Annotated in this window: 16 protein-coding genes, 1 tRNA gene and 1 pseudogene; 11 read left to right on the top strand and 7 right to left on the bottom strand. The window is 62.7% G+C overall.

Going from position 1 to position 15,309, the window contains the following annotated elements; all coding sequences use genetic code 11:
• From AAFM29_RS14665 to AAFM29_RS14640, 6 genes and pseudogenes are all read left to right on the top strand, one after another.
• Nucleotides 1-345, top strand: a pseudogene (locus AAFM29_RS14665) (cytochrome b); the annotation flags it as partial.
• Between the two features lie 23 nt (nt 346-368).
• Nucleotides 369-1,211 (top strand): cytochrome c1, encoded by an 843-nt coding sequence (locus AAFM29_RS14660; RefSeq protein ID WP_341713532.1) that lies wholly within the window; start codon nt 369-371, stop codon nt 1,209-1,211.
• A 79-nt stretch (nt 1,212-1,290) separates the two neighbouring features.
• A complete protein-coding gene (locus tag AAFM29_RS14655) occupies nt 1,291-1,821 on the top strand; it encodes an adenine phosphoribosyltransferase (protein WP_341713531.1) in 531 nt (176 codons plus the stop codon).
• Between the two features lie 103 nt (nt 1,822-1,924).
• Nucleotides 1,925-3,784, top strand: coding sequence for a sodium:proton antiporter (locus tag AAFM29_RS14650; RefSeq protein WP_341713530.1), 1,860 nt, complete (start codon nt 1,925-1,927; stop codon nt 3,782-3,784).
• Nucleotides 3,781-4,392, top strand: a complete 612-nt coding sequence (locus AAFM29_RS14645; RefSeq protein ID WP_341713529.1) for an OmpA family protein — start codon at nt 3,781-3,783, stop codon at nt 4,390-4,392. Before AAFM29_RS14650 ends, AAFM29_RS14645 begins: the two co-directional genes overlap by 4 nt.
• A gap of 91 nt (nt 4,393-4,483) precedes the next feature.
• A tRNA-Gly gene (locus tag AAFM29_RS14640) sits at nt 4,484-4,557 on the top strand.
• A gap of 180 nt (nt 4,558-4,737) precedes the next feature.
• Here AAFM29_RS14640 and panC read toward each other — a convergent pair.
• A complete protein-coding gene (gene panC, locus AAFM29_RS14635) occupies nt 4,738-5,586 on the bottom strand; it encodes a pantoate--beta-alanine ligase (protein WP_341713528.1) in 849 nt (282 codons plus the stop codon).
• Between the two features lie 262 nt (nt 5,587-5,848).
• Between panC and AAFM29_RS14630 the strand changes: the two genes are divergently transcribed.
• From AAFM29_RS14630 to AAFM29_RS14610, 5 genes are all read left to right on the top strand, one after another.
• Entirely contained in the window at nt 5,849-6,661 is an 813-nt protein-coding gene (locus tag AAFM29_RS14630) for a division plane positioning ATPase MipZ (protein ID WP_341713527.1), read from the top strand.
• Nucleotides 6,658-6,960: a J domain-containing protein gene (locus AAFM29_RS14625; protein WP_341713526.1), complete on the top strand. Its 303-nt coding sequence runs from the start codon at nt 6,658-6,660 to the stop codon at nt 6,958-6,960. Before AAFM29_RS14630 ends, AAFM29_RS14625 begins: the two co-directional genes overlap by 4 nt.
• On the top strand, nt 6,957-8,360 hold the full coding sequence (gene pgmG / locus AAFM29_RS14620; protein WP_341713525.1) for a phosphoglucomutase/phosphomannomutase PgmG: 1,404 nt from the start codon (nt 6,957-6,959) through the stop codon (nt 8,358-8,360). The genes AAFM29_RS14625 and pgmG overlap by 4 nt, the downstream gene beginning before the upstream one ends.
• Before the next feature lie 21 nt (nt 8,361-8,381).
• Nucleotides 8,382-9,191, top strand: a complete 810-nt coding sequence (locus tag AAFM29_RS14615; RefSeq protein ID WP_341713524.1) for a DUF2059 domain-containing protein — start codon at nt 8,382-8,384, stop codon at nt 9,189-9,191.
• Nucleotides 9,192-9,300: 109 nt separating this feature from the next.
• Nucleotides 9,301-11,772 (top strand): ligase-associated DNA damage response DEXH box helicase, encoded by a 2,472-nt coding sequence (locus tag AAFM29_RS14610; protein WP_341713523.1) that lies wholly within the window; start codon nt 9,301-9,303, stop codon nt 11,770-11,772.
• Nucleotides 11,773-11,801: 29 nt separating this feature from the next.
• On the opposite strand, the gene AAFM29_RS14605 is transcribed toward AAFM29_RS14610, so the two are convergent.
• From AAFM29_RS14605 to AAFM29_RS14580, 6 genes are all read right to left on the bottom strand, one after another.
• The gene (locus AAFM29_RS14605; RefSeq protein ID WP_341713522.1) at nt 11,802-12,245 is read right to left on the bottom strand and encodes a hypothetical protein; all 444 of its coding nucleotides are present in this window, start codon (nt 12,243-12,245) and stop codon (nt 11,802-11,804) included.
• Between the two features lie 102 nt (nt 12,246-12,347).
• Entirely contained in the window at nt 12,348-12,776 is a 429-nt protein-coding gene (locus AAFM29_RS14600; RefSeq protein WP_341713521.1) for a biopolymer transporter ExbD, read from the bottom strand.
• A 146-nt stretch (nt 12,777-12,922) separates the two neighbouring features.
• Nucleotides 12,923-13,354: a biopolymer transporter ExbD gene (locus tag AAFM29_RS14595; protein WP_341713520.1), complete on the bottom strand. Its 432-nt coding sequence runs from the start codon at nt 13,352-13,354 to the stop codon at nt 12,923-12,925.
• A 39-nt stretch (nt 13,355-13,393) separates the two neighbouring features.
• A complete protein-coding gene (locus AAFM29_RS14590) occupies nt 13,394-13,924 on the bottom strand; it encodes a biopolymer transporter ExbD (RefSeq protein WP_341713519.1) in 531 nt (176 codons plus the stop codon).
• A 79-nt stretch (nt 13,925-14,003) separates the two neighbouring features.
• Complete coding sequence (locus tag AAFM29_RS14585; RefSeq protein WP_341713518.1) at nt 14,004-14,762, bottom strand: MotA/TolQ/ExbB proton channel family protein; 759 nt, start codon at nt 14,760-14,762, stop codon at nt 14,004-14,006.
• Between the two features lie 52 nt (nt 14,763-14,814).
• Nucleotides 14,815-15,309, bottom strand: a 495-nt coding sequence (locus AAFM29_RS14580) for an energy transducer TonB (protein WP_341713517.1), incomplete at its 5' end; no start/stop codon positions are given.

The following is a 15,309-nucleotide window of genomic DNA, read 5'->3' as shown; positions in this document are numbered from 1 at the left end:
GTGCTCGCCATGTTCAGCGCGATCCTGGTGTGGTTCTTCCTGCCCTGGCTCGACAAGTCGCCGGTGCGCAGCGGCCACTATCGCCCACTGTTCCGCAAGTTCTTCTGGTTCGGTCTGATCCCGGCCATGGCGGTGCTGTTCTACTGCGGTGGCGCCCACGCGGAAGAGCCGTACGTGATGCTGAGCCAGATCGCGACCGCCTACTACTTCATGCACTTCCTGGTGATCCTGCCGATCGTCTCGCAGATCGAGAAGCCGGAACCGCTGCCCTATTCGATTACCGAAGCCGTTCTCGGTTCGGACGACAAGGCCGTCCTTGGTGACAGTGCCAAGCCGGCCGTCTGAGCGAGAAAGAGAGACTTGAGACAATGAGCCAACTCTTCAGCATCCGCTTCATCGGCATCCTGATCGGCCTCGGCTTCACCGCCGCCGTGCTGTGGGCCCTCGGCAATGGCGCCTATACGGTGATCAGCGAAGGCCAGCTCAAGCCGGCCACCGCCGAGCACGAGTTTCACAAGCATCCGAACAAGTATGCCTGGTCGTTCGATGGCCCCTTCGGCCGTTATGACAAGCAGCAGCTCCAGCGCGGTTTCAAGGTCTACAACGAGGTTTGTGCCGCGTGCCACAGCCTCAAGTTTGTGGCCTTTCGCGATCTCGAACAGCTCGGCTATGACGAAGGCCAGGTGAAGGCTTTCGCGGCATCGAAGCAGGTGCCTGACGTCGATCCTGTGACCCAGGAACCGACCACCCGCCCGGGCCTGTCGACCGACTATTTCCCGCATGTCGCCTATGCCGGCGCGGGCAATCCGCCGGACCTTTCGCTGATGGCCAAGGCTCGCCACGACGGGACCAACTACATCGCCTCGCTGCTGACCGGTTATACCGATATGCCGGCCGAGGTGACTGAAGAGTTCCCTGACTTCGCGGTTCCGGCAACGGGCTATTACAACCCCTATTTCGCCAATCTCGCGCTGGCCATGCCGCCGCCGTTGGCTAACGGTCAGGTCACCTATGACGATGGTACCGAAGCGACGGTCGAGCAGATGTCCAAGGACGTTGCGGCTTTCCTGACCTGGACTGCCGAACCGACGCTGGACAAGCGCAAGCAGACCGGCTGGCCGGTGCTGATCTTCCTGCTGTTCGCCACGGTCCTTGCGTACCTGTCGAAGCAACAGATTTGGGCAGCGGTGAAGCCGAAGAAGCGCGGCTGATCCTGTCTGACAACCGAATGCCAGGCGCCCCTCCATCCAGCTGGATGCGAGGGGCGCCTTCGTTTTGCCGGAGAGATATATGACCACCGACGAACTCAAGGCGCTGGTCCGCACCATTCCGGACTTCCCCAAACGCGGCATCCAGTTCCGCGATATCACCACGCTGATCGGTAACGGACGCGGATTCTCCGCGTCGGTCGAGTGGCTGGCGGAGCGCGTGGAGGGCAGCCAGGCGATTGCGGGCATGGAAGCACGTGGCTTCATTTTCGGTGCGGCGGTCGCGGCCCACCTAGGCCTGCCGTTCCTGCCGATACGCAAGCCCGGCAAGCTGCCCTGTGACACGATCGGTGTCGATTATGAACTCGAGTACGGACTCGACCGGCTGGAGATGGACCCTTCGGCCGTAACACCGGGCCTTCCGGTTGCCATCGTTGATGATTTGCTCGCGACCGGCGGGACGGCGCTGGCGGCGACAAAGCTGCTGCGCCAGGCTGGGGCCGAGGTTTCACGTGCCGCCTTTGTCATCGACCTGCCCGATCTTGGCGGCGGGCAGCGCCTGGCCGAAGCGCGTGTGGCGGTCGATACCCTGATGGCCTTCGAGGGAGACTAGGCTTCTCCCCCAGCTTTGGATATTTTCACGCCTTCAGGCATTGAATAGGCGACGCTTTCCCTTGCGGGGGATCACCACGACCGCCTGAATTCTCGCGAGGGGCATGGAACAGACACTCGTCATTGCGATGGTTGGCATGCTGGGCATCGGCGCCCAGTGGCTTGCCTGGCGAACGGGTTGGCCGGCCATCGTCCTGATGTTGGCTGCGGGTTTCCTTGCCGGGCCCATTCTCGGCCTGTTCGATCCTGAGCATGCCTTCGGCCCCCTGCTCGAACCGATGGTATCGATTGGCGTAGCCCTGATCCTGTTCGAAGGCGGGCTCAGCCTCGATTTTCGCGAGCTGCGGCATGCCGGTTCCGGCGTGCTCAGGCTCGTCACTCTTGGCGTCCCGTTAGGCTGGACCTTCGGGGCTGTCGCGGCACATTCGATCGGTGGCCTGGAATGGCCCGTCGCCGTGCTCTTTGCCGGCATTCTCGTGGTCACCGGGCCGACCGTGGTGATGCCCTTGCTACGCCAGTCATCGGTAAATCCGCGCCCGGCAGCGATCCTCAAATGGGAAGCGATCGTCAACGACCCGCTTGGCGCGCTCTGTGCGGTCATCGCCTATGAATATTTCCGCCGGGTCGCAGAGTTTCCCGATGCCTCGCTGGTCGAGGTGGTGCCTCCGCTTATCTTTGCCGCGATCATCGCAGGCCTGATCGGCTATGTTGCCGCCGCCGCGATTGCCTGGTCCTTCCCGCGCGGCGCAGTCCCGGAATACCTCAAAGTCCCCGTTCTGCTCACTGCGGTCATTGTCGTCTTCGTTCTGTCAAACACGATCGAGCATGAGGCGGGCCTGGTGGCCGTCACCGTCATGGGCATTGCGCTGGCCAATATGAATGTCTCGTCGCTGCGCAGCATCCACCCCTTCAAACAGAATGTGGCGGTGCTGCTCATTTCGGGCCTCTTCATCATCTTGTCGGCCAGCCTCAAGTTCGAGGAGCTCGCCTATCTCAACTGGAGCTTCGGGCTGTTCCTGCTGGCGCTGCTGTTCCTGGTGCGCCCGGCGACCATTCTGCTCAGCCTGCTGGGCAGCTCGGTCCCCTGGAACGAACGCTTGTTCCTCGCCTGGATTGCGCCACGCGGCATCGTGCTCGTGGCGATCTCGGGCCTCTTCGCACTTCGTCTCAAGGATATAGGGTTCGACGGGACGGCACTGATCGGCCTGAGCTTTGCTGTGGTGGTGACCACAATCGTCGCACACGGCTTTACAATCGACCTTGTGGCCCGCCTGCTGGGCATCAAGGGCAGCAACCGCCCTGGCCTACTCATCGTTGGTAGCACGCCCTGGACCATCGCGCTGGCGCAACAGCTGCACGAGCTCAAGACCCCTGTCATGGTGGTGGACTCGAGTTGGCAGCGCCTCACGCTCGCGCGACAGAAGGGCCTGCCCGCCTATCACGGAGAGATCCTCAACGAGGCGACCGAGCACAACCTCGATCTCACACCCTATGCGGTCCTGGTCGCCGCGACCGAGAACGAGGCGTACAATGCCCTGGTTTGCAATGAGTTCGCGCATGATGTCGGTCGTGACAAGGTCTTCCAGCTGGGCGAGTCGGTTGAAGAAGAAAACCGCTACGCCCTGCCGCCGGGCTTGCGCGGCCGTGCCCTGTTTGAATCGGGTTTCGGGGTAGAGGATGTCAATGAACGACAGGCCCAGGGCTGGGTCTTCCGCAAGACCAAACTATCAGAGACCTTCCAGTTCGAAGCCGCCCAGCAGCACCTGCCTGGGGCTGCAAACATGCTGCTGCTGGTGCGCGAGGATGGCACGCTGCGCTTCTTCACCCACGCCGTTCGGCCAGAACCGCAACCAGGGGATACGATCATCAGCTTCTCTCCGCCCCAACAGCGCAGCCCCGAAGAGATCGTAGCGAGGCGTGCCGCCAGGCGCCAAAAGCCGAGCGCCGCGGAGCAGGAGGCATGAAAGTGTGCCGCAAAATTCTCACCGGACTGGCTCTCACCACGCTTGGCCTGCTCGCCGCATGCGGGGATACAACGCCTCAGCCTGCGGCGAGCGAACCGACAGAGCCCGCGAAATCGATTTTTCGGCCGGAGTTCCAGATCGAACCAATTGGTGGCGAGCGTCCGCCACCTCCGCTCGATGCGCGAATATTCTTCCCCGAAGGGAACGAGCTGACCGAGGCCGCGCGGGCCGATCTTGCGACGATTATCAATGCTCCGCAGGTGGCGGCCGGAGGTCCTATCGAATTGCGCGGGCATTCTGACGCTGGGGGGAGCGATGCGGACAACCTGCGCATCTCGCAGCAGCGCGCGGAGGCCGTCAAAGCCTTCCTGGTAGGGAATGGTATCGCTGAGGAACGCATTGCCACCATTGCCTTTGGCGAACAGAACCCGATCGCACCCAATGCCTTGCCCGACGGTACCCCCGATGAGCGAGGGCGCGCACGCAATCGTCGCGTCGATGTCCATGTCGCCACGCTCGCGCCAGTTGCTGGTGAGAAGAAGACCACCCTGGCCGAGACGCTTTCCGAGACCGCTGACGGAGCAGAGGGCTCCGCTCCGAGCGATTAGCACGATCGCCGCAAAGGCGTGTTGACGAGCCCGCCACGGTGGTGGCATGGGCGAGACCTGTTCGCAGGGGCCCCGATATGGCCCCTGCCAAGCGGGTATAGCATAGTGGTAATGCTCCAGCCTTCCAAGCTGGCTAGAGGGGTTCGATTCCCCTTACCCGCTCCAGCTCTCTTTTCGCGAATTCTGGACGCCGGAAATGGAATGGCCGGATGGGTCGCTCTGCATTGAGGGCGACCCATCCGACCATTGCGACTCCGAAGGGATCGACGCCAAACGCCATCCTCGACAAGTCCACGCCCTAGGGGCTGCAATCAAACTGTAACAGTCCCCCTGCGAGGGGACGCCCTACACGAGCGGCATGTTGTCGATCAGCCGCGTTCCACCGATGCGGGCGGCGACGAACAGCCGCGATCCGTCCAGCGGCCCGTGTATGGGGGCCAGAGTCTCCGCATCGCGCAGCTCGACGTAGTCGATCGAATCGAATCCGGCCTTGAGGATGTCGCTGGACAGTTGCTCCAGCGCAGTCGCGCTTTCGGCCCCTTTCGCCAGAGCAGCAATCGCGCGCCGCATCGCGGCAGGCAAGGCTGCGGCCTGGCGACGTTGCTCGACGGAGAGGTAGGCGTTGCGGCTGGACATCGCGAGCCCATCGCCCTCACGCACGATGGGAACGCCGCGGATCGCGTCGGCGTGCGGGAATTGCAGATCGAGATCGCGTGCCATGCGCCGGATCACTGCCAGTTGCTGCCAGTCCTTCTCGCCAAAGAATGCCATGTCGGGGCGAACCTGGTTGAACAGCTTGCAGACAACCGTGGCCACGCCGTCGAAATGGCCGGGCCTGTTTGCCCCGCACAAGCCCGCGCTGACCCCTTCGACCGATATGGTAGTGGCATATCCCGCAGGGTAGACCTCATCCGGCGTTGGTGCCCACAATAGGCTGGCACCTTCGGCTTCCAGCAATTCGCGATCGCGTGCGAGTTGCCGCGGATAGGCGTCCAGATCCTCGTTCGGACCGAACTGCTTCGGATTGACGAAGATCGAAACGACGACGTGCCGGGCTTCGGAGCACGCCTTGCGGACCAGGGTGAGATGCCCTTCATGGAGGGCGCCCATGGTTGGAACCAGCGCCAGCCGGCCGCTCGCTCGCAATTGGTCGGTCTCGGCGCGCAGGGCCTCCAGCGTCGTTACTGTCTTCACCGGAAGCACTCCAAACGCGAACGGGTGCGGCGCTGGGCCGCCCCGCCCCTCTAATCGCCTTCGAAGGTTGTGGCTACAGCGTGCCCGATGGGAAATTTCCGAGGTACCGGATTGGCCTTGGGCACGGCTGTCAGTGTCGAGCAGCAAGCAGGTGACCGAATGGGCAGGGAAAATCGGCACATTTGCGCGCGGCCGCGTTGCCCGCGATGGTCACCTTGGATAGGGAGGCGCTCTCTTCAGCATTTTCGAGTAGAACCCCACAATGTCGTCTGCGCCGCACCGTATCGTCTTTGCCAATGAGAAGGGCGGGACCGGCAAATCCACCACGGCAGTGCATGTGGCCGTGGCGCTGGCTTTTGGCGGAGCGCGAGTGGTCGCATTCGACCTCGATCATCGTCAGCGCACAATGTGCCGCTATTTCGAGAACCGTGCGGAAACGATGGCGCGCCGCGGGATCGAGCTACCCACTGCTGAATCCCATGTTGTAGAAGATATGGACGAATCGCAGTTCGAGGCTTTCATTGCGGAACACGCGGTCGGTGCCGACTTCGTGGTGATCGACACGCCCGGTCGCGACGATCCGTTGGCGCGCCATGCGGCAACAACTGCCGATACGCTGGTCACCCCGATGAACGACAGCTTCGTCGATTTCGACCTCATCGGCCAGGTGGAAGGCGAGAGCTTTCGCGTCAAGAAACTGTCCTTCTATGCCGAGCTGATCTGGGAAGCACGGATCAAGCGTAGCCGCGCGACCGTGGAACAGAACCGCCGCCAGATGGACTGGGTCGTGGTGCGCAACCGCACCGGCCATACGGAAGCGCGCAACATGGCGCGCATCGAACAGGCATTGACCGAGATGTCACGCCGGGTCGGCTTTCGGGTCGCTCGCGGCCTGTCCGAACGCGTCATCTATCGCGAGCTTTTCCCGTCGGGCCTGACGCTGCTCGACAAGGGGCACCTGGGGGATCTCGGCACCAGTCATCTCGTCGCGCGGCAGGAATTACGCGGGCTGATTGCCGGACTGCGACTGCCGGGAACCTTTGCCGCACCGGTCGAGGAGGATGCCGCTTCATGATTCGCCTGATCGCGCTCGCCGCCCTGATCTCATTCGGTTGTCGCTGGATCTTCGGCAAATGGCCTTGGGAATACCTGCAGGCGCCGGACACGCGGCAGCAGGCCCTGTTCAAGGCACGCAAGCTGTTGGGGGTTAGCGAGCGGGCCGATGCGCGCGAAATCCGCGATGCGCACCGTCGCATCGTTGCAGTTATCCATCCCGACAGGGGTGGAAGCAGCCAACAAATGCAAGAGGTCAATGCTGCGCGCGACCTCTTGCTCAACGACCTGCCCTACGAGGCCCCGGAGAACATTGAATGAGCCACAGTTTCAACCCCACAATCCTGCGCGAATATGACATTCGCGGGATTATCGGTGAGACTTTGGGGCCCGACGATGCACGCGCCATCGGGAGAGTATTCGGCTCGATGCTGGCCGAGGCGGGCGGACGCCGCGTTGCCGTGGGCTATGACGGACGAGTTTCTTCGCCGATACTCGAGCATGCCCTGGTCGAAGGACTTAGCGCGACGGGTCTGGATGTGGTGCGGATCGGCATGGGGCCGACCCCGATGCTCTATTACGCCGAAGCGTCCGCGGGTGACGTCGATGGCGGCATCCAGATCACCGGCAGCCACAACCCCGCCAACTACAATGGCTTCAAGATGGTGTTTCAGGGCCGCCCCTTCTTTGGCGCGGATATCCAGGAGCTTGGGCGGCGCAGTGCCGCCGGTGAATGGCGCGACGGGACGGGTTCGGTGGAGACCCGCGATGTCATGGATGCCTACATCGCCAAGATGCTTGCGGCGTTGGAAGGGATCGATCCAGCCAAACTCGAAGGCATGCGGATCGGATGGGATGCGGGCAATGGGGCCGCCGGGCCCGCACTGGAGCGGCTTGTTGCAGGCCTGCCCGGTGAGCATCACCTCCTCTACACCGAAGTCGACGGAAATTTCCCCAATCACCATCCCGATCCGACGGTTGAGGCGAACCTAGCTGACCTGCGCGCGCTGGTCGCCGAGAAATCGCTCGACTTTGGCATTGCCTTCGACGGTGACGGGGATCGCATCGGCGCGATCGACGGTGAAGGACGGGTCATCTGGGGCGATCAGCTGCTGATGATCTATGCCGAAGACCTGTTGGCCACACGCAAGGGTGCGACGATCATTGCCGACGTGAAGGCCAGCCGCGCACTGTTCGATCATGTCGCTGCGCATGGCGGGCAGCCACTGATGTGGAAGACGGGCCATTCGCTGATCAAGTCCAAGATGAAGGAAGTCTCCTCGCCACTGGCGGGCGAGATGAGCGGGCACGTGTTCTTCGCGGATGAATATTACGGCTTCGACGATGCGCTCTATGCCGGGGTGCGGCTGATTGCGGCCTCGGCGCGGCTGGGCAGGTCAGTGACCGAGCTGCGCGGAGCGATGCCGGCGATGGTCAACACGCCTGAGTTGCGCTTCCAGGTCGACGAAAGCCGCAAGTTTGCGGCGATCGAAGAGATTGCTGCACGCATCGCTGCAAGCGACGCGGTGGCCAATACGACCGACGGCGTGCGCGTCACCACCGATGATGGCTGGTGGCTGCTGCGCGCTTCGAACACGCAGGATGTGCTCGTCGCCCGCGCGGAGAGCGATACGCAGGAGGGGCTCGATCGGCTCGTCGCCCAGATTGACGAGCAGCTCGCGCTAAGCGGTCTCGAACGGGGCGAGAGCGTGGGGCATTGAGCTGATCTCAAGGGGCATTTTATGAAGCGATGGATTTTTGCGGTAACCGCACCGATCGTGCTGATTGGTCAGCCGCTGCATGCAGAGGACGAAAAGGCTAAGCAGGAGGCCGAGGCCCTTGCTGCGTTGACCGAGGCGTTTCACGTCGAACCCTTGGCCCCAGAAGCCCGGGCGCGATTGCCGCTAGCCACTGAAATCATCGAGCAAATCCTGCCCGATGGTGTGATGAACGAGCTTGTGGGATCGATGTTCGATCGAATTCTCGGCCCGGTTGCCAAGATGGCCGAACTGAGCGGACCAAAGCTGGCGGACTATGTCGGTTATAGCGAGAGCGACCTCGGCCTGACAGATGAGCAGGTCGCCGAGGTCGCGGCGATCGTGGATCCGGCGTGGCAAGTGCGGCAAAGGCGCACGCTTGAATTTACCCAAGGTGCGATGATCGATGCCATGGCTGCCATGGAACCGGCGATGAAGCGCGGCATGGCAGAAGCCTATGCTGAGGAATTCACGCAGGCTGAACTGGCGGGGATCAAAGCCTTCTTCTCGACCGAGGTCGGGACCTCCTACGCACGAAAATCCTATCGCCTTTCTAGCAACCCTCGCATCCTGTCAGCGGCGATGTCCGAAGTGCCGAGGTTGATCGATGGCTTCGCTGCCATGGCCGAAGGCCTGAAGGAGGCGCAGGCCGATTTGCCTGCCGCGAAAACCTTCGACACACTGCATGTCAGCGAGAGGGCACGGGTGCGCGAACTGACCGGACTGGCGGACGAGGAGCTGCGTCTGGGCATGGAGACCGCGGCGGAACAAGCTGCGCGGAAGTCACCGTTTTAATAGGCCGTGTGCAGGACAGTCCAGTTCCCGCACCGTTCAGGTGGTGATTGGCGAACTGCCTCGATGAATGCTGGCGATGATGCGTGGCGAAGCGCTAGGTTGTTGCCGCATGGAAAGCCTTACGGTCCCACCTGAAATCGACGCTTGGTTCGCTAGTCGCGGCTGGCGCATACGGCGGCATCAGGCGGATATGCTCGCCGCCAACGATGCGGGGCGGCATGCGCTGCTTGTCGCGGATACTGGGGCAGGCAAGACCCTTGCGGGCTTCCTGCCGACGCTGGCCGATTTCACCCCGTCGCGATTGGGCGGCAGCAAACCGCCTGAGGGTCTGCACACGCTCTATGTGTCGCCCCTCAAGGCGCTGGCGCATGATGTGCAGCGCAACCTGCTCGCCCCGGTTGAGGAAATGGGGCTGCCGATCCGGATCGAGACACGTAGCGGCGATACCCCGTCGGATCGCAAGAAGCGCCAGCGCGCGCGGCCGCCGCATGTCCTGCTGACGACGCCCGAAAGCCTCTCGCTGCTGCTGTCCTATCCCGACAGCTTCGAACTGTTCCGTGGACTGAAGCGCATCGTGATCGACGAGGTTCACGCCTTTGCCACGGGAAAGCGCGGAGACCTGCTGGCATTGGCGCTATCGCGCCTGCAGGCGATCGCGCCGGACATGCACCGTGTGGCGTTGTCCGCCACCCTCGCCAATCCCGAGGGGTTTCGCGAATGGCTCGCGCCGTGGGGCGAAATCGATGCGGTCGAATTGGTCGAAGGCGAAGCAGGTGCCGCGGCCGAGGTCGAGATCCTGCTGCCTGAGGAGGAACGAGTGCCCTGGGGTGGGCACGCGGCGACCTGGGCAATCCCTCAGCTCTACGACCAGATCCGCGCCAATCGTACCACCCTGATCTTCACCAACACGCGATTCCTGGCGGAATACATCTTCCAGAACCTGTGGGACGTGAACGAAGGCAACCTGCCCATCGGCATCCATCACGGATCGTTGAGCAAGGAGGCGCGGCGCAAGGTCGAAGGCGCCATGGCGCGGGGAGAACTTCGTGCACTGGTGGCGACCGCCAGCCTTGATCTGGGCGTCGACTGGGGCGACATCGACCTGGTGGTGCAGATGGGAGCGCCCAAGGGGTCTTCGCGCCTGCTGCAGCGCATCGGGCGCGCCAACCACCGGCTCGACCAGCCAAGCCGCGCGCTTCTGGTGCCGGGAAACCGTTTCGAGTTCCTCGAAGCGACCGCCGCCAAGGAGGCGGTCGACGAGGGGAAGCGGGACGGCGAAGATTTCCGCCCCGGTGGCCTCGATGTTCTGGCCCAGCATGTGATGGCTTGCGCCTGCGCCGGGCCATTCCATGAGGACGCTTTGCTGGGCGAGGTGCGGTCGTGCCTCGCCTATGCGTGGATCGATGCCGAAGCGTGGGATCGCGTGCTCTCCTTCGTCGCCACGGGCGGCTATGCGCTCAAGGCCTATGACAAGTTCAAGCGTATCATCCGCGACCGTGACGGTGTGTGGCGCCTTACCCATCCGGAACAGGCGCAGCGACACCGGATGAATGCCGGGATCATCATCGATTCCGAAATGCTCGATGTGCGCATCAACGCTGGCCGCGGGCGCGGCGGGCGCAGCCTGGGCAAGGTCGAGGAGCGCTTCGCCGCTGCGCTCAGTCCGGGCGATACCTTCACCTTTGCCGGGATGAGCCTCGAGGTAATCAAGGTGCAGGATATGGAGGTGGTGGTGAAGGCCGCCAAGGCCAGTGCCATGATCCCCAGCTATGGCGGGGCGCGCATGCCACTGACTACGCACCTGGCAGAGCGTGTGCGCGCGATGCTGGTCGATCGTGCTGGCTGGGCCCGTTTTCCAGACGATGTGCGCGAATGGCTCGAGGTTCAGGACTGGCGTTCGCAGATGCCGGGACCGGGGCAGTTGCTCGTCGAAAGCTTCCCGCACGCCAAGCGGCACTACAGCGTCTATTACACTTTCGAAGGGTGGAACGCGAACCAGAGCCTGGGGATGCTGATCACACGGCGTATGGAGGATCGCGGGTTGATGCCGGGTGGCTTCGTCGCCAATGACTACAGCCTGGCCGTATGGGGCCTGAAACCGGTCGCGGATCACCGCCCGCTGCTATCGCCCGACATCCTGCAGGAAGAGTTTGTCGAATGGGTGCAGAACTCACACCTGCTGCGCCGCGCATTTCGCGAGGTCGCGGTGATCGGCGGTCTGGTGGAACGACAACATCCGGGCAAGCGCAAGACGGGCAAGCAGGTCACATTCTCGACCGACCTGATCTACGATGTCCTGCGCAAGTATGAGCCCGATCACGTGCTGCTGGAGGCGGCCTGGGCAGACGCCCGGACCCGGTTGACCGATATCGGACGCCTCACGAGCCTGCTCGAACGCTCGGCCGAACAACTTGTCCATGTCGAACTTGAAAGGGTCAGTCCGCTGGCGGTCCCGGTCATGGTGATGATCGGCCGTGAAGCGACGCCGCAAGGATCGGTCGATGACGAACTTCTGCTCGAAGCGGAGACGCTGGCGGGAGCTGCCATGCGGATGGACGAGCCTGAGCATGACTTCGATTGAGCGGCTTACTCTGCCTGCGGAGGCAATGCCTAGCCAGGGTTGCAACGCAGGGAATCTGGGTCTGGGCGTTCCAAGTTTTTCTCGGGATCGTAGGGAATCGAAAGGTACATGGGCTTGGTGCGCCAATCCTTGTCGAAGTCACGGTGATGCGCGAGACCGCCAAAGCAGAACTGCCATCTGGCTAGGCCTGCGGCATGTACCATCGCGAGTATTCGAACGGAGTCGCCATAGGCGGCTTGCGGCTCTGGCTCGAAAATGATGCCAGGCAGTTCATCGTCGTCAGTCCAGCTTGCCAGCTCGTTGCGCAAGCTAGGGTCGGAAAGGAAGGCACCGTCGAGTGTGGCTTGTCCGGTTATGGTGACGCCGATTCGATGCACTGTCCGGCTGGGCCGAGGAGCCAGCTTCTCGAGTGCCTGGGGGAAGGCTATCGTCAGGACATGGGTTTGTGCTGGCGCCGCGAGCGCCACCACCAAGGGCCCATTTCCGCCAGGACCACAAACGGCGCCAGCGGCATGCGCTTGATCGGTGGGCCCGGATCGTGGCTGCGTCGCGGTCCACTGCGTTGCCGGTAAAGTCTACTCGGCACCGAAGGTCCGGTATTTCTCGTTTCCAACGAAGGCGAACTTCTCGAGGCCCGAGTCCTTGATCAGGGCGATCGTCTTGGCCGAACGATCGTAGCTCGCCTGTGGATCGGGTTCGAAGCGTACAACGGGTTGTTCGGCCATATTCGCGGCAGAGGCGAGCTGGTTGAGCAACGCCTGGCGGTCGAGCTGCTGCCCGTTCCAGTACAGTCGGTCCTGCGCGTCGATATGGACGGTGTTGGTCGCCTGAATGGTGAAGGTGCCTGTGCCGTTTGGCAGCGGGATTGCCAGCGAATGGGTGGCGATGGGGATCACCATGATGAACATGATCAACAGCACCAGCATGACATCGATCAGCGGGGTGATGTTCATCTCGGACATTGGGCGCGCAACCGTGGCGCTTCGGCGGCTCGTGTAGGGCATTGCGACTCCCCCTTTGTTATGTAAGGTGATAACATCACATAATATGGATAGAGGCAAGAGGTATCACTCTGTACCGGACAAACAAAAAGGGGCGGATCGCTCCGCCCCTTTCCATACCTGGTTCCGATTGAACGGAATTCGGAAACTTACTTCCCGAAGACGCGATAACGCTCGTTACCGACGAAACCGAACTTCGTGACACCGCTGCCCTTGATGATCTGCAGCACCTTGGCTGCAAGATCGTAGCTGGCGAGCTGTTCGGGTTCGAACTGCAGCTCGGGCTCGGGATCGATGTTCTTCGACTCTTCCAGCAGCGTACGCAGCTGGCCCATGTCGATCGGATTCCCGTTCCACAGGATCTGATTGTCCACGGTCAGCACCAGCTTGTTCTTGATCGGCTCGACAATCACGTCGGGCGGAGTCGGGTTCGGCTGGGGCAGGTCGATGTCGACCGAGTGTGTCGCGACCGGGATGGTGATGATGAACATGATGAGGAGGACGAGCAGGACGTCGATCAACGGCGTCATGTTCATTTCCATCATCGGCGCGCCATCATCCTTGCCGCCTGACATTGCCATAGTGGGTTACTCCCTAATCTGCTCTGTCGAACCGGTCGATCAACCGTTGGGGTCGACCGGGTTCGAGATGAAGCCGACGGTGGGATAGCCCGCCGCCTGAACGTTGTAGATCGCGCCGGCGACACAGGACCACGGCGCATTTACGTCGCCCCGGATGTGTACCTGCGGGATCTTGTCCGGGTCTTCCATGATCGCCTCGGGTCCGCCGGCGCGCTGCACGATGGCATCGAGACGTTCGAAAGCCTGGTCGTAGAGTTCTTCCGAGGTAACCGCGGTGATGTTGTTGAAATAGACCCGGCACTGGCCGTTACGGGCCGCGCCTTCGAAGCCCGGCTCGCCGGCGCTACGGCCGGCTTCGTCGGTGGTGCTGACGGTCAGGAGGAGGTTCTCGACCTTGTCCTTCGATTCGACCGATTCGAAAACCGGAATTTCCAGCTTCTCGATCGTCTGGATCGCGACCGGGACTGCGATGAGGAAGATGATGAGGAGCACCAGCATCACGTCCACGAGGGGCGTCGTGTTGATGTCCGACATCGGCGTGTCGCCGCCACCTCCTGTCGAAATCGCCATAGTTTAAATCCTATTTGCGCTAAGTTCTAATGTGCGAAGCATTTCTGCGGAGGCCGGACCGGCCGGCCCCCGGGAAACATCAGCGCTTCGGAGCAGCTGCGGTGGTCGCAGCCGGCTTGGCAGCAGCGGCCGGAACGGCGGGCTTGACGGCGCCGTTCGAGTTGATGTTGGCAAGCAGGTCGGTCGAGAACGCGCTCAGCATTTCGGCGATGCGCTTGTTGCGGCCCTGCAGCCAGTTGTAGGCGAACACTGCCGGGACCGCGACGAGCAGACCGATAGCGGTCATGATCAGAGCTTCACCAACCGGGCCTGCGACCTTGTCGATCGAAGCCGAACCGGCGAGGCCGATGTTGATCAGCGCGCGGTAGATCCCGATCACGGTGCCGAGCAGGCCGATGAACGGCGCGGTCGCACCGACCGACGCGAGGAACGGCAGACCGCCGGCCAGCACTGCATTGATCGAATCTTCCGAACGACGCAGCGAACCGTGCATGTAGTCGTGCGATTCAAGAGTGTCGGTCATCTTGGCGTGCTGGTCTTCAGCAGCCAGGGCGTCGTCGACCAGCTGGCGCCAGGCGCTGTTCTTGTCGAGCTTGGCAGCGCCTTCCTTGAGCGAGGCAGCCTTCCAGAAGTTGCTGCGTACGCCGGCATACTGCGACATCACCTTGCGCTGTTCGAACAGCTTGGTGAACAGGATGTAGAACGAACCGACCGACATGATCACCAGGATGGTGAAGATCGACCAGGCGATAACACCGCCCTGTTCCATGGCTTCCATGAAGCCGAACGAAGCCTGCGGGGCAGCATCACCGGCGGCGGCGAGAATGTTAAAGATCATAGCGAGTTATCCTCTTACGTAGTTGGGGTCCGCCGCTCTGGCGGGAATAGGGTTAGTTGAGCTGGTAGACGATTGTGGTCGACCAGCTGTCCGAAATCGCATTGCCGGCGGTATCCTGGGCGGGATTGAACCGTGCATAACGGGTCATGCCGTCGCAGGCCGCGCCATCGAGATCGGACGAGCCGCTCGAACGGGTCACGCTGCAGGCGGCAACCTTGCCGTCGGGGCCGACGGTGACGCGAACGCCCACCGAGCCTTCGATACCCTCGCGCTCTGCACGACGCGGGTAGTTCGACTGGATGCGGCTGGCCCAGCCAGCCTGACCCCTAGGAGTCGCGCTACGGGCTTTCGACGGAGCCGGCGGCGGCGCCGGCGGCGCTGGCGGCGGAATCGTCAGGGCCGGTGGCGCTGGCGGCGGAATCGTCGACTGCGTGCGGATTGGCGGCGGGGCCGGCGCGATGTTGATCGGCGGCGGCGGCGCAACCGGCGGCGGCGGCGCAGTGTCCGGCTCGGGCGGCGGCGGCGGTTCGTCCTCCGGCGGCGGCGG

This window comes from Erythrobacter sp. (genome assembly GCF_038133525.1).
Taxonomy (GTDB): domain Bacteria; phylum Pseudomonadota; class Alphaproteobacteria; order Sphingomonadales; family Sphingomonadaceae; genus Qipengyuania.
The sequence above is the reverse complement of the archived record's forward strand: the minus strand, read 5'-3'. Positions and strand labels throughout refer to the sequence as shown.